The sequence below is a fragment of the Embleya scabrispora DSM 41855 genome, from assembly GCF_000372745.1.
Lineage (GTDB): Bacteria > Actinomycetota > Actinomycetes > Streptomycetales > Streptomycetaceae > Embleya > Embleya scabrispora.
The window spans coordinates 1-13,493 of the sequence record NZ_KB889723.1 but is presented as its reverse complement, the minus strand read 5'-3'; the positions used below and the strand labels follow the sequence as shown (position 1 = coordinate 13,493).

The window sequence follows — 13,493 nt, the reverse complement described above, 5'->3', positions numbered from 1 at the left end:
GCCGTCGAGTCGGGGACCACTTTGCGACAGGTGGGCCGAATGCATTGCGGTTTGCCATGCATCGGGGATGGGATGGGAGTTCGTGGGCGTCGGCATTCGGAGTCTTCCATGACACTGATCAAGGCATGTCTGAACGGCACGCGGCGCCCCGAGGAGCACCCGGCGCTCCCGCTGACACCGGCGCAGATCGCCGCGGACAGCCGAGCCGCGGCGGCCGCGGGCGCGTCCATCGTGCACGTGCACCCGCGCGGTCGCGGCGGCCGGGAGAGTTTGGCGCCGGAGGTGATCACGCCGGTGGTCCGGGCGATTCGCGGTGCGGCGCCGGGCGTGCCGATCGGGGTGAGCACGGGCGCCTGGATCGAGGCGGACGCCGCCGCCCGGCTGGCCGCGGTGCGCGCCTGGACGGTCTTGCCCGACCTGGCGTCGGTCAACCTGTCCGAGGAGGGCTCGGTCGACCTCGCGTACGCGCTCGCGCACCTGGGGGTGGGGGTCGAGGCGGGAGTGTGGACCGAGGCCGACGCGGAACTGCTGGTCGAGCGGGACCTGGCCGCGGTGTGCACCCGGATCCTGATCGAGGTCGAACTCGCCGACCCGGGGGACGCCTTGGACGAGGCGGGACGCATCCTGGCCGTGCTCGACCGGCACGACATCGCGGTGCCGCGCCTGTTGCACGGCGCCGACGAGTCCGCGTGGCCGGTCCTGGACGCGGCGATCGCGGCCGGTCTGGACACCCGGATCGGCCTGGAGGACACCCTGCTGGACCCGGACGGCCGCCGGGTCCCGGGCAACGCCGCGTTGGTGCGGATCGCCGCGGACCGGGTCGTCGCGGCCCGCTCGGCGGGCAATCCGCACTGACCCGGCATCGCGGCGTCCGCGCGCCGGCCCACGCTCCGCCGGGCTCGCGCGCCGGCCCCGAGGTCGGGCCGGGTGCCGGGTGCCGGTTTCGGCTCTAACGCATCAAGGCGCCGATGATCACGGCGATGAGCAGGAGGGCCAGGGTGGCCGTGACGACGCGGGTTCTGGTGCGGGGATTCACGCCCCAGAGCCTACGCGGCGCGGGCGCGCGGTCGAATTCCGGCCGGGCGCCCGCGCTCGCGGGTCACACCATCGAGGCCGCCAGGCGGCGGCGGAAGGCGGCGAGCACCGTGCGGTCGCCGGTTTGCGAGACGACCGTGCCGGGGCGTCGGCCCCACAGGTAGAGCAACAGTTCGGCGGGCTCGCCGCTGACGGCCGCGTCCGCGAACCCCCGGTCCCGGGACATGGTCACGCCGGAGCGCTGCATGGTCAGCCGCCAGTGGTGCCGGTTGCTGTGCACGCCGATCGTGCGCCCGCTCGCGCCGTCGCGCGCGCTGCCGTCGTAGTGCGCCGGGAGCAGTACGCCCAGCACCTCGTCGATGCCGTCCAGGGCCTGCTGGGCGTCCAGCGGGCCCGGGGTGCCGACGGCCATCTCGATGTCGGCGCGGTGCACCGCGGCCTCGCGCGCCATCCGGCGGAAGAGGAAGCCGGCGGTGCCCGGATCGGGCCCGTCGCCGTCCACGCCCTCCGCGACGCCGGGGTCGAGGTCCCCGCCCTCGATCGGGTCGAGCGGGTCCCGCCGGGCCATCTCGGTCACGAGCGCCGTGTGCGCCCGGGTGTAGGTGTCGAGCAGATCCCCCTTGGTCGCGCCGGCCGCGACCGGGAGCGCGTCGCCCCCGGCCGGGCGGTGCTCCGGGCGCAATTGCCCGGCAGCGCCGGTGTACATGAGCACGGAATGTCGTACGACGTCGGCGACCGTCCAACCGGGACAGGACGGTACCGGCGCGTCCATGTCCGTGACGGCCGCCTGGCCCAAGCGGAGACCCTCCGCCTGGAACAGGTGCTGGAACCGCACGTAGTCCATTCGTCAAGGATTCCAGCGTTTCGGGTGACGTGTCGATGGCCTGCGTCACCCCTGGGCGTGAATCCCACGTCAAGAAAAGGTGTGCCGCACATCTGTGCTGACACTGTGTCAGATCTTGACCACAGGATTACCGAATTCGGACCGTGTCGCCGAGACGGCGGGCGCCGCCGGCCGCATCGCGCGCACGACCGTGCCCGGCCGCAGCCGGATTCCGGCGTGCCGGGCGAGCAGCGCGCCGACCACGAGCGCCGCGGCCAACGAGATCAGGCCACCCACGAGCAACCCGGTACGCGGTCCGAAGCTCTCCGCGAGCCACCCCGTCAGCGGGCCGCCGAGCGGGGTGCCGCCCATGAACACGAGCATGTAGATGCCCATCACCCGACCGCGCATCGCCGGGTCGCTGCCGAGCTGCACGGTCGAGTTCGCCGCCGTGTTGAAGGTCAACCCGGCGATCCCGATCGGCACGAGCAGCAGCGCGAAGCTCCAGTAACCGGGCATCAGCGCGGCGATCGTCTCCAGCAGCCCGAACGCGATCGCGGCGCCGACCAGCACCCGCAGCCGGGTCCGGCCGCGCTTGGCCGCGAACAGGGCACCCGCGAGCGAGCCGACCGCGAACACCGTGTTGAGCAGCCCGAACGAGCCTGGTCCGGCGTGGAAGACGTCGTTGGAGAAGGTCGCGAGGGTGACCGCGAAGTTGTAGCCGAAGGTGCCGATGAAGCCGACCAGGGCGATCGCCACGAGCAGGTCGGGACGGCCGCGCACATAGCGCAGTCCCTCGCGCAGTTGGCCCTTCTCGCGTGGCACCACCGGCATCGTGCGCAGTTCGGACTCGCGCATGGCCAACAGGCCGAGCAGCACCGCGATGTAGGACACCGCGTTGACCGCGAACACCCAGCCGGTGCCGATCGCGGTGATCAGCAGGCCGCCGACCGCGGGGCCGACGATCCGGGCGAGCTGGAAGTTGGCCGAGTTCAGGCTGACCGCGTTGGCCAGGTCCTTGCGGCCGACCATCTCGATCACGAACGCCTGCCGCGCGGGGTTGTCCACCGCGGTGGCCATGCCGAGGCCGAACGCGAGCAGCCACACGTGCCACACCTGGACGGCATCGCTCAACACCAGAACCGCCATCACGGCGGCGAGCAGACCCATCACGGTCTGCGTACCGATCAACAGCAGGCGCTTGCGGTAGCGGTCGGCGATCACGCCGCCCCACAGGCCGAACAACAGCATGGGCAGAAACTGCAGACCGGTGGTCACTCCGAGCGCGGTCGCGCTGCCGGTGAGCTTGAGTACGAGCCAGTCCTGTGCGATGCGTTGCATCCAGGTGCCCGTGTTGGACACCGTCTGCCCGGCGGCAAACAGCCGAAAGTTGCGGTTTCGTAGTGATGAGAAGGTGCCGGCTGTCGCCGCCACGGGCTCCCCTTTCGTCGTACGGTCGGCCGAGGCCGGATGAACATCCGTCCCTGAACCGAACCGCGACGCGGGGCGCGCGCCCGACTGCTACGCCTGCGCCAGCTTCTCCAGCACCGGCAGGGCCGCACGCAACGCCTCGTTCTCCTCGGGCGTGAGCCGGGACAGGTGTTCCGCCAGCCAGGCGTTGCCCAGCCTGCGGTTCTCCTCCACCACGGCGGCGGCGGGCTCGGTCGCGGAGACCACGACCTGCCTGCGGTCGTCGGCGTGCGGCTCGCGCCGCACCAGGCCGCGCTCCTCCAGGCCGGCGATCACGCGCGTCATCGACGGCGGCTGCACCTTTTCCTGCCGGGCGAGTTCGCCCGGAGTCATGGCGCCGCGCACGACGAGCACGGTCAGCACCGAGAGCTGGGTGGGGCTCAGCGTCTCGTCGGCCCGCTGATTGCGCAGGCGGCGGGAGAGCTTCAGCACCGAGGCACGGAGGGCAGCCACCGTGGCACGGTCGGGTTCGGACGGGGACACGTTGTTTAGCTTAACTCTTTACTCTCGCTAACTTCCAATGATTTGCGGCCCGGGGATATTCCCGGGACCACCGGTGGGCCTGGGCTCGATGGAGACCCGCACCTCTGACGGTGACCCGGTGTCCATCGGCGGTCCGCGCCGGCGGGCGGACTCGGCGCTACTTGACGCCCAGCACCTGCTCGATCGGGTCGATCGCGAAGTGCACCACGAACAGCGCGGACACGATCCACAGCAGTACCGGGATCTCCCGGGCCTTGCCGACCGCGGTGCGCAGCACCACGTACAGGATGAAGCCCGCGCCGATCCCGGTGGTGATGCTGTACGTGAACGGCATCAGCACGATCGTCACGAAGGCCGGCGCGGCGACCGTCATGTCGTCCCACTCGATGTGCTTGATCTGCGTCATCATCAACGCGCCGACCACGACCAGCGCGGGCGTGGCGGCCTGCGCGGGCACCAGCTTCGCCAGGGGTGTGAACAGCAGCGCGAGCGCGAACAGGCCGCCGGTGACCAGGTTGGCGAGCCCGGTCCGGGCCCCTTCGCCGACGCCCGCCGTGGATTCGACGAAGACCGTGTTGGAGGAAGCCGAGGCGCCACCGCCGGCGATCGCGCCGACCGACTCGACGGTGAGGATGCGGCCCAGGTTCGGCACCTTGCCCTGTTCGTCGAGCAATCCGGCCTCGCGGCTGACCCCGATGATGGTGCCCATGCCGTCGAAGAAGTTCGACAGCAGCAGCGTGAAGATCAGCAGCGACGCGGTGATGAAGCCGACCCGGCCGAACGCGCCGAACAGGTCCACGTCGCCGATCAACCCGAAGTCGGGAGTGTCCACGACACCGTTCGCCTCGGGCGCGGTCAGCCCCCAGGCCGCCCGGTCCAGGCCGGCCGTGTGGTGCACGATCACCGCGAGCACGGTCGAGGCGACCATGCCGATCAGGATCGCGCCCGGCACCTTGCGAACCACCAGTACGAACGTGAGCACCAGGCCGAAGCAGAAGACCACGGCCGGCCAACCCTGGAGCGTGCCGCCACTGCCCAGCGCGACCGGCACGGTGGAGTTCACCTTGTCCGGCACCCTGGTCACCACACCCGCGCTGACCAGGCCGACCAGGGTCACGAACAGGCCGATGCCGACCCCGATCGCCTGCTTGAGCACCAGCGGGATGGCGTTCATGATCGCCTCGCGCAGCCCGGTGGCGGCCAGGATCAACAGGCCGATGCCCTCCAGCACGACCAGGCCCATCGCCTCGTCCCACGTGGTCTGCGGCGCGATCTGGAACGCGACCATCGCATTGATCCCCAGCCCGGCGGCCAGCGCGAGCGGCATGTTGCCGACCAGGCCCATCAGGATGGTCATCACCGCGGCGACCAGAACGGTGGCGGTGACCAGCTGCGGCTGGGAGAGCTGGTGGTCGAACTTGTCGTGCGCGGAGCCGAGGATGATGGGGTTCAGCACGATGATGTAGGCCATCGCGAAGAAGGTGGCGAGCCCACCGCGTATCTCGCGCAGCGGCGACGAACCGCGCTCGGAGATCTTGAAGAAACGGTCGAGACCGCTCCTCGGCATGGTGCGGACCTCGGGGTCGGTCGCGGCGGCGGCCTGGGGGGACATGCGAAATCCTCGAAGCGTGGGAACGGGTAGTCAAGACACGCACACGGCACGATGGGACGAAGTACCGGGAGACCCTCAAAAGGGTGCCAGACGCCACGCCGAAAACGGGAACCGGTACCTCCGCTTGTTCGTCGGGACGCGCGCGGGACCGGCGTGGACGGCCAAGTAGCCTAGGTTGCGTGAGCAGGCACGGGAGCGGGAAACGACGGCGCACCTCGCCGGATCCGGACGATACGGGCGCACCGCACCCGGCCGCGTCCGCGGACCCGGCGTCGGGTCCCGTCGAGGACGCGTACGACGCGGGCTCCCAGGGCAGCGGCGAGTACGACGTGAGCGCGTACGGCAGCGGCGAATACTCGGCGTACGGGGCGGAGACGTATCCGCAAGCCGATTACGCGCAGGCGGACTACGGGCAGGCGGAATACGCGCAGGCGGATTACGCGCAGACGGAATATCCGTCGACCGACTACGAGCCGGCCCAGACCCGGTACGAACCGGCCGAGTACGAGTCGGGTGGGTATACGGCTCAGCCGGCGCCGGGCGAGTCCGAGGAGTACCCGTCCGAGGCGCATTCCGCGACGGGCCATGGCGCGAGCGCCTACGACCCGGCCACAGATCCGGCGCTCATGGGCGGGACCGCCGAATTCGCCGCCGTCGTCGAGGAGCCGGGCGAGGCCGACGAGCGCCGACCCTCCGAGGTCCGCGACGCGGACACCGGCATGCGCCCCGCGCCGCCTCCGCACGAGGGCAACATCATCAGGCTCGTCGCCGTCGGCAGCCTGATCTGGTTCGCGCTGTTCGTGGTCGCGTGGTTGATGCGCGACACGCTCGCGGACGACGACCGGGGCTGGTGGCCGTGGTGTGCGCTGGCCGGTTCGGGTCTGGGCCTGTTCGGGCTCTGGTACTGCCGCCGACTGCAAAGCGCCGACGAGGACTGAGCCGGGCGGCGGGCGATCGGTGCTCGGCGTCCGAGGCCCGGCACGCGACATGCGACGTCGACAACCAGAACGCGGCACCCGGCCGTCGGCACCTGAACTCGACATTGCGAACCGACCCCGAAGCCTTGTCGGCCACACGACGTGAGCAATCCTCGCGACGGATGACGAATGGCCGCAAAATCCGACATTCGCTGACGTAGCTTCAGGGCATGATCGAAGCCCCCGCCGCCATCACCGGGCTGACCACCACCGAGGTCGCCGAACGCGTCGCGGACGGCCGTGTCAACGACGTGCCGGCCCGGTCCAGCCGCAGTACCTCGGCGATCGTCCGGGGCAACGTCTTCACCAGGTTCAACGCGATCATCGGCACCCTGTTCGTGGTGATCCTGATCGTCGGCCCGATCCAGGACGGCCTGTTCGGCCTGGTCATCGTGGCCAACACGGCGATCGGCATCATCCAGGAATTGCGTGCCAAGCGCACCCTGGACGCACTGGCGGTGGTCGGCGAGGCCAAGCCGCGGGTGCGCCGGGACGGGCACACCGCCGAGTTGTCCGCACGCGATCTGGTTTTGGACGACGTATGCGAACTCGGCGCGGGCGAGCAGGTCTTGGTGGACGGTGTGGTGGTCGAGGCGGACGCACTGGAACTCGACGAGTCGCTGCTCACCGGCGAGACCGATCCGGTCCACAAGAAGGTCGGCGACCGGGTGATGTCCGGCAGCTTCGTGGCCGCCGGCAACGGCGCCTTCCGGGCGGCCAAGGTCGGCCGCGACGCGTACGCCGCCCGGCTCGCCGAGGAGGCCGGCCGATTCTCCCTGGTCGACTCGGAACTGCGCCGGGGCCTGGATCGGATCCTCACCTACGTGACCTGGTTGATGATCCCGGTGGGCATCCTCCTGATCATCAGTCAGCTCCGCACCCACGACGGCCTGCCCAACGCGCTGCGCGGCATGGTCGCGGGCCTGGTCACCATGGTGCCCGAGGGCCTGATGCTGCTCACCTCGGTCGCGTTCGCGGTCGGCGTGGTCCGGCTGGGTCGCAGGCAGTGCCTGGTCCAGGAACTGCCCGCGATCGAGGGCCTGGCCCGGGTCGACGTGGTCTGCCTGGACAAGACCGGCACCCTCACCGAGGGCGGCATGGACGTGGCCGAGGTGCGCCCGCTCGACGACACGCTGCCGATCGACGCGGCCCTGGGCGCGCTGGGCACCTCCGACGCACGGCCGAACGCGAGCCTCCAGGCGATCGTGGACGCCTACCCCGCGCCGCCGGACTGGCCGGTTACCGACGTCGCCGCGTTCTCCTCGGCCCGCAAATGGAGCGGCGCGAGCTTCGCCGGGCGCGGGACCTGGTTGCTCGGCGCGCCGGACGTACTGCTCCCCGAGGGCCACCCCGTACTCGCCCCGGTGGACGAACTGGGCGGGCAGGGGCTGCGGGTGCTCCTGCTGGCGACCGCGGACGGGCTGACCGACGAGGCGGGCGGGCGGGCCCACCCCGCCGCGCTGGTGGTGCTGCAACAGCGGCTGCGCCCGGACGCCGGGGCCACGCTGCGCTACTTCGCGAGCCAGGACGTGGCGACCAAGGTGGTCTCCGGCGACAACGCGCTCGCGGTCGGCGCGGTGGCCGCCAAGCTCGGCCTCGCGGGCGCCGAACACGCGGTGGACGCACGCCGGTTGCCCGAGGACCGGGCCGAACTCGGGCAGGCGCTCCAGGACAACACCGTCTTCGGCCGGGTCACCCCGCAGCAGAAGCGGGCGATGGTCGCGGCCCTCCAGGCGCGCGGCCACACGGTCGCGATGACCGGCGACGGCGTCAACGACGTGCTCGCGCTCAAGGACGCCGACATCGGCGTCGCGATGGGCTCGGGCAGCGGCGCGAGCCGTGCGGTCGCGCAGATCGTGCTTTTGGACAACAGCTTCGCCACGCTGCCCTCGGTGGTGGCCGAGGGCCGCCGGGTGATCGGCAACATCGAGCGGGTGGCGAACCTGTTCCTGGTCAAGACCGTGTACGCGCTGCTGCTTTCGCTGCTCACCGGCGTCGCGGGCGTGGTCTTCCCGTTCCTGCCCCGCCACCTCACCCTGATCGGCTCGCTCACCATCGGCGTACCGGCCTTCTTCCTCGCCCTCGCCCCGAACGCCGAACGGGCCCGCTCCGGCTTCGTACCGCGCGTGCTGCGCTTCGCGATCCCCGGTGGCGTGGTCGCCGCCCTGGCCACGTTCCTGTCCTACTGGCTCGCCCACCTCAACCACGGCTCGAACCTCGACCAGGACCGCACGACCGCCGTGATCACCCTGTTCCTCGTCGCGACCTGGATCCTGGCGATCGTCGCCCGCCCCTACACGTGGTGGAAGATCGCCCTGATCGCGGCCATGGCGGCGGCCTTCCTGATCGCGCTCTACGTTCCCCTCGTGGCCGACTTCTTCGCCCTCTACCCCCAACATCAGGGCAACAACGGCACCGCGGTCGGCATCGCCCTGGCGGCCGCCGCCCTCCTCGAACTCGGTTGGCGCATCTCCGGCGGGATCGAACACAAGGACGCCGAGGGAAGGTGAAGCCCTGCCGATCGGGGCCTTTCGACCATCGTGAACGGCCGTGCCGGTCCCCGTGTTTCGAGGTCGAACCGACACCACGAGCGGATCGACCCGCCGGGCGGCCTTGATCTCGACCCTTCGCTCAGACCAGATCGCCCGGGTCGGTGTTGGCGCCGCACAGTATCACCGCGACCTTTTCACCCTGGGCAGGCGCGTACGCGCCGGTGGAGAGGGCGGCCAGGGCTGTGGCGGCGGCGTGTTCGACGACGATGCGGAAGTTGTCCCACAGGGCCTGGCGGGACTCGACGATGGCCTTGTCGGGGACCAGGACCGAGAACGCGCCGGTGCGCTGCGCCGTGGCCAGGGCCGTGGCGGAGACCCGGCGCGCGCCCAGGGAGTCGGCGGCGATCGAGTCGGTCGCCACGTCCACCACCTCGCCCGCCTCGAGTGCGGCGTTGAGCGCGCGGCAGTGTTCCGGTTCGACCGCGACCGTGCGGATCCCGTGTTCCTCGGCGGCGGTCGCCACGCCCGCGAACAGGCCGCCGCCCCCGACCGAGACGATGACCGTGTCCAGCTTCCCGGGCACGCCCGCGAGCATCTCCGGCACCAGCGTGCCCGCGCCCGCCGCGATCAGCGGGTTGTCGTACGCGTGCGACAACAGTGCCCCGGTCTCCTCGGCGAACCGCCGGGACGCGTCCAGCGCGTCCGCGTACTCGCGGCCCACCAGCAGCACGTCGGCGCCGTACGTACGCAGCCGCTCCACCTTGATCCGCGGCGCGGTCTCCGGCAGGAACACCGTCGAGCGCACCCCCGCGCCGCGCGCCGCCCACGCGCACGCCAGGCCCGCGTTGCCGCCGGAGGCGATCACCACGCCGGCCTCGGGCATGGTGCCCGCCTCGATGTGCGCGGTGGTGAAGTTCGCGGCACCACGTGCCTTGAACGACCCGGTGTGCTGGATGTACTCCAACGCGAGCCACACGTGCGGCGACGGGTGGATCGGCATCATGGTGACCGGTTGGGTCTGGCCCACGATGCGCTCGGCGGCGTTCCTGATGTCGCCGTAGGTCAGTTCGGGCGTGGCGGTATCCATGACGACCGACCCTATGGCTTCTCCGCCCGCCGCAGCCCGCGGACCGGGCCGACGGCCGTGCCGGCGGAGCGGCCGCGACGGGTGATCGCACTCTCCGGTGTGCCTTGTGGACACCGGGTTAGGCAAGCCTTACCTTCGGATCATGACGTTGCTTGATCTTCGGCGGCCCGTACCGTGCCCCGCGTTCGCGGAGACCTTCCGTGCGCTCGGTGCCGCGTGCCCGCTGATCGCGGTCGAGCCCGGGCGCCCGGGAGCGGACCTGCTGCACGCCTCGCGACTGGCGAGCGACCCCGACGCGATCGCCGGCGCACTGGCCGCCGAGCGGCAGCGGATCACCACCACACTCGACGTCGAACCGCGTGCCGACGCGATCGCGATGTGGGCCCTGCACGGCTACGCGTGGTACGCGTGCCTGATGCTCGCCGGGCCCTGGTTCCTGAACCGCCGCGTTCCGCTGGTGGGCCTGGCCGACGTGTGGATCGACCTCGGGTCCGAACGGTCCAGCCGGTCCTTCACGGTCACCTCGGGCACCTTCGCGTGCCTGCCCGACGACCCGGACGCGGGCGCGGTCGGCGCGCGGGTGGTGGCCGACGAGGCCGCCCTGCGGGCCGAGCTGCTGCGCGCGGTGTCCGAGCACCTGGAGCCGTTGCTCGGCGCGTTCCGGTCACACCTGCGCCGGGGCGAACGGGTGTTGTGGGGGATGGTGGCGGACGAGTTGGTGAGCGCCGTCTGGTATCTCGGCCGCATGCTCGGCGCGGCCGAGGGCGAGCGCGCGGTCCGCGAACTCGGCGAGCTGCTCCCCGGGGACACCGGCCGCTTCAAGCGCGCCGCGGGCTTTCGCACCCTGCGCGGCACCGAGGGCCGCACCCACTGCAACCGCACCCAGAGCGTGTGCTGCCTGTGGTACACCCTCGACCCGAACGCCCTGTGCGGCACCTGCCCCCGTGCCGACGACGCGCGCCAGGTGGCCATCCTGGAGGGCCGCGCCTGACCCGATCCCGAAACCCGCGCCGGACATGCCGGAACCCCGCACCCTTGTGGGGAACGGGGCTCCGGACGAGCGTCGAGAACGAAGCGTCGAGACGTTCAGTGCTTCAGGTTGCGGACCGTGTCGTCGTAGCCCGGGACCTCGGTGATCGGGCGGGTGCCCGGGCCGACGTACAGGGCGGCCGGGCGGACCAGGCGCGAGGTGCGCTTGTGCTCCAGGATGTGCGCACTCCACCCGGCGGTCCGGGCGCAGGTGAACATCGAGGTGAACATGTGGGCCGGAACCTCGGCGAAGTCCAGCATCACCGCGGCCCAGAACTCCACGTTGGTGGCCAGGATCCGGTCCGGGCGCCGAGCCTGGAGCTCCTCCAGCGCCGCCTTCTCCAGTGCCGCGGCCACCTCGTAGCGGGGCGCCCCCAGCTCCTTGGCCGTGCGCCGCAACACGCGCGCGCGGGGGTCCTCGGCACGGTAGACCCGGTGACCGAAGCCCATCAGGCGCTCGCCGCGATCGAGGACGCCCTTGACGTACGCCGTGGCGTCGCCGGTGCGCTCGATCTCCTCGATCATGTGCAGCACGCGCGAGGGCGCGCCACCGTGCAGCGGGCCGGACATCGCGCCGACCGCGCCGGACAGACACGCCGCGACGTCGGCGCCGGTGCCCGCGATCACGCGCGCGGTGAACGTCGAGGCGTTCATGCCGTGCTCGGCCGCCGACGTCCAGTAGGCGTCGACCGCCTTGACGTGCTGCGGATCCGGCTCGCCGCGCCAGCGGATCATGAAGCGCTCGACGATGGTCTGCGCCTTGTCGATCTCGCTCTGCGGCACCATCGGCTTCTCCAGGCCGCGGGCCGACTGGGCGACGTACGACAGCGCCATCACGGCGGCCCGGGCGAGGTCGTCCCGCGCCTGGGTGTCGTCGATGTCGTGCAGCGGTTTCAGACCCCACACCGGAGCGAGCATGGCCAGCGCGCTCTGCACGTCCACGCGGACATCGCCCGAATGGATCGGGATCGGAAACGGTTCGGCCGGCGGCAGGCCGGGGTTGAACGCCCCATCCACCAACAGGCCCCAGACGTTGCCGAACGAGACGTGGCCGACGAGGTCCTCGATGTCCACACCTCGGTACCGGAGCGCGCCACCCTCCTTGTCGGGTTCGGCGATCTCCGTCTCGAACGCTATGACTCCTTCGAGCCCGGGTACGAACTCGGACATCAGGCGGCTCCTCATGCGATCTCGACTGACTTGTGGCCGGGTCCTTCATACCCCGCACTACCACACCGTGTCTTCCCCCGAACAAGGCCGGGGCGCATGGTGCCGATCATGCTCCGCACCTGGGGTCCGCCGGTGATTCGGGGAGGTGTTCCGCTCGGTCCGGGCGAGGCCGGGATGGTGCCTCGCCTGAAGGTATGGGCCGATCGAAGTCCGTCGGTCAGGATATCTCTCGATATCGAGACGACCTACGCCGGAACCCGTCCGAGTGAGTGAGGTCCGGCACAAACCGGCCCGGTTCGGTCGCCCCGGGGTCATCGGGTCGGGGGTGATCGTGCCGGCGGCGCGCACCGAGTGGTACTCGTTGTCCGTGGAGTTCACCGAGCTTGCCGCCATGCGCCGGCAGTACCGAGGCGAAGGCATCGACGTCGGCGCGTTGCCGCCGACCCCCTTCCCGTTGTTCGCCGCGTGGCTGGCCGAGGTGGCCGCGGCCGAGCTGCCCGAGCCGAACGCGATGGTCGTCGCGACCGCGACGCCGGACGGCAGGCCGAGCACGCGCACGGTGTTGCTCAAGGAGTTCGACGAGCACGGCTTCGTCTTCTATACGAACTACGGCTCGCGCAAGGGCGTCGAAATGGCCGCGAACCCGGCGGTGAGCCTGCTCTTCCCGTGGCACGCGCTCGCGCGCCAGGTGATCGTGAGCGGATCCGCCGAACGGGTGTCGCGCGAGGTCACCGCCGAGTACTTCCGCTCCCGGCCGCGCGGCTCGCGGATCGGGGCCTGGGCCAGTGAGCAGTCCAGCGTGGTGACCGGGCGGGAGCAGTTGGAGAAGCGTTACGCGCAGGCCGCCGCCGGGTTCGCGGACATCGACGATATTCCGGTGCCGGAGTTCTGGGGCGGCTTTCGGGTCCGGCCGGACGCGGTGGAGTTCTGGCAGGGGCGGGAGAACCGGATGCACGACCGACTGCACTACCTGCGCGAAGGCGGCGAGGGCACGCCATGGCGGGTCCAGCGCTTGAGCCCGTGAGCACGTCCCCCCGATCCGCCCGACCCCTCGCCACCCCCCGGCGCGTCAGCGCCCCCGACCCCCGCCCACCCAAGTGATCGACGCGCGAAGCGCGGAGAGCGGCGGAGCCGCAAACTTGGACTTCGTGACCCGGAGCGAAGCGGAGGGACACGAAGTCCCGAGCGAGGGGCCGCCTTTTTCTCGGAGGAGCGAAGCGGGGGAGAGAAAAAGGCGGTGCCTCGCGAGCCGGCGCCGAAGGCGCCCAACAAAAAGCAACGCTGCTCCCGCGACTTCGTCCCCCCGCGCTCGCTG

11 protein-coding genes are annotated in these 13,493 nt (G+C 71.1%); 5 read left to right on the top strand and 6 right to left on the bottom strand.

The window, feature by feature from the left end; all coding sequences use genetic code 11:
- Positions 1-108: 108 nt before the first annotated feature.
- On the top strand, positions 109-855 hold the full coding sequence (locus A3IC_RS0146000; protein ID WP_020556819.1) for a 3-keto-5-aminohexanoate cleavage protein: 747 nt from the start codon (positions 109-111) through the stop codon (positions 853-855).
- Positions 856-1,099: 244 nt separating this feature from the next.
- Here A3IC_RS0146000 and A3IC_RS0145990 read toward each other — a convergent pair whose 3' ends face one another.
- The 4 genes from A3IC_RS0145990 to A3IC_RS0145975 form a co-directional block, all read right to left on the bottom strand.
- On the bottom strand, positions 1,100-1,879 hold the full coding sequence (locus A3IC_RS0145990) for a maleylpyruvate isomerase family mycothiol-dependent enzyme (protein ID WP_020556818.1): 780 nt from the start codon (positions 1,877-1,879) through the stop codon (positions 1,100-1,102).
- 108 nt (positions 1,880-1,987) lie between these two features.
- Positions 1,988-3,292, bottom strand: coding sequence for an MFS transporter (locus tag A3IC_RS60420; protein ID WP_079027123.1), 1,305 nt, complete (start codon positions 3,290-3,292; stop codon positions 1,988-1,990).
- Positions 3,293-3,379: 87 nt separating this feature from the next.
- On the bottom strand, positions 3,380-3,781 hold the full coding sequence (locus tag A3IC_RS0145980) for a MarR family winged helix-turn-helix transcriptional regulator (protein ID WP_020556816.1): 402 nt from the start codon (positions 3,779-3,781) through the stop codon (positions 3,380-3,382).
- Positions 3,782-3,968: 187 nt separating this feature from the next.
- A complete protein-coding gene (locus A3IC_RS0145975) occupies positions 3,969-5,423 on the bottom strand; it encodes an NCS2 family permease (RefSeq protein WP_020556815.1) in 1,455 nt (484 codons plus the stop codon).
- Positions 5,424-5,602: 179 nt separating this feature from the next.
- Here A3IC_RS0145975 and A3IC_RS72020 point away from each other — a divergent pair, with 179 nt between their 5' ends.
- Complete coding sequence (locus tag A3IC_RS72020; protein ID WP_020556814.1) at positions 5,603-6,361, top strand: DUF2530 domain-containing protein; 759 nt, start codon at positions 5,603-5,605, stop codon at positions 6,359-6,361.
- A 209-nt stretch (positions 6,362-6,570) separates the two neighbouring features.
- Positions 6,571-8,910: an HAD-IC family P-type ATPase gene (locus A3IC_RS0145965; protein ID WP_020556813.1), complete on the top strand. Its 2,340-nt coding sequence runs from the start codon at positions 6,571-6,573 to the stop codon at positions 8,908-8,910.
- Positions 8,911-9,031: 121 nt separating this feature from the next.
- Here the strand turns inward: A3IC_RS0145965 and A3IC_RS0145960 are convergent, their stop codons facing one another.
- A complete protein-coding gene (locus tag A3IC_RS0145960; protein ID WP_020556812.1) occupies positions 9,032-9,979 on the bottom strand; it encodes a threonine/serine dehydratase in 948 nt (315 codons plus the stop codon).
- A 142-nt stretch (positions 9,980-10,121) separates the two neighbouring features.
- Between A3IC_RS0145960 and A3IC_RS72800 the strand changes: the two genes are divergently transcribed.
- Complete coding sequence (locus tag A3IC_RS72800) at positions 10,122-10,970, top strand: ferric iron reductase (protein ID WP_020556811.1); 849 nt, start codon at positions 10,122-10,124, stop codon at positions 10,968-10,970.
- Between the two features lie 95 nt (positions 10,971-11,065).
- Here A3IC_RS72800 and A3IC_RS0145950 read toward each other — a convergent pair whose 3' ends face one another.
- Positions 11,066-12,178 carry a citrate synthase 2 gene (locus A3IC_RS0145950; protein WP_020556810.1) on the bottom strand — a complete coding sequence of 371 codons (1,113 nt, stop codon included), beginning with the start codon at positions 12,176-12,178 and terminating at the stop codon, positions 11,066-11,068.
- A 325-nt stretch (positions 12,179-12,503) separates the two neighbouring features.
- Here A3IC_RS0145950 and pdxH point away from each other — a divergent pair, with 325 nt between their 5' ends.
- On the top strand, positions 12,504-13,202 hold the full coding sequence (gene pdxH / locus A3IC_RS0145945) for a pyridoxamine 5'-phosphate oxidase (protein ID WP_281174594.1): 699 nt from the start codon (positions 12,504-12,506) through the stop codon (positions 13,200-13,202).
- Positions 13,203-13,493: the final 291 nt, after the last annotated feature.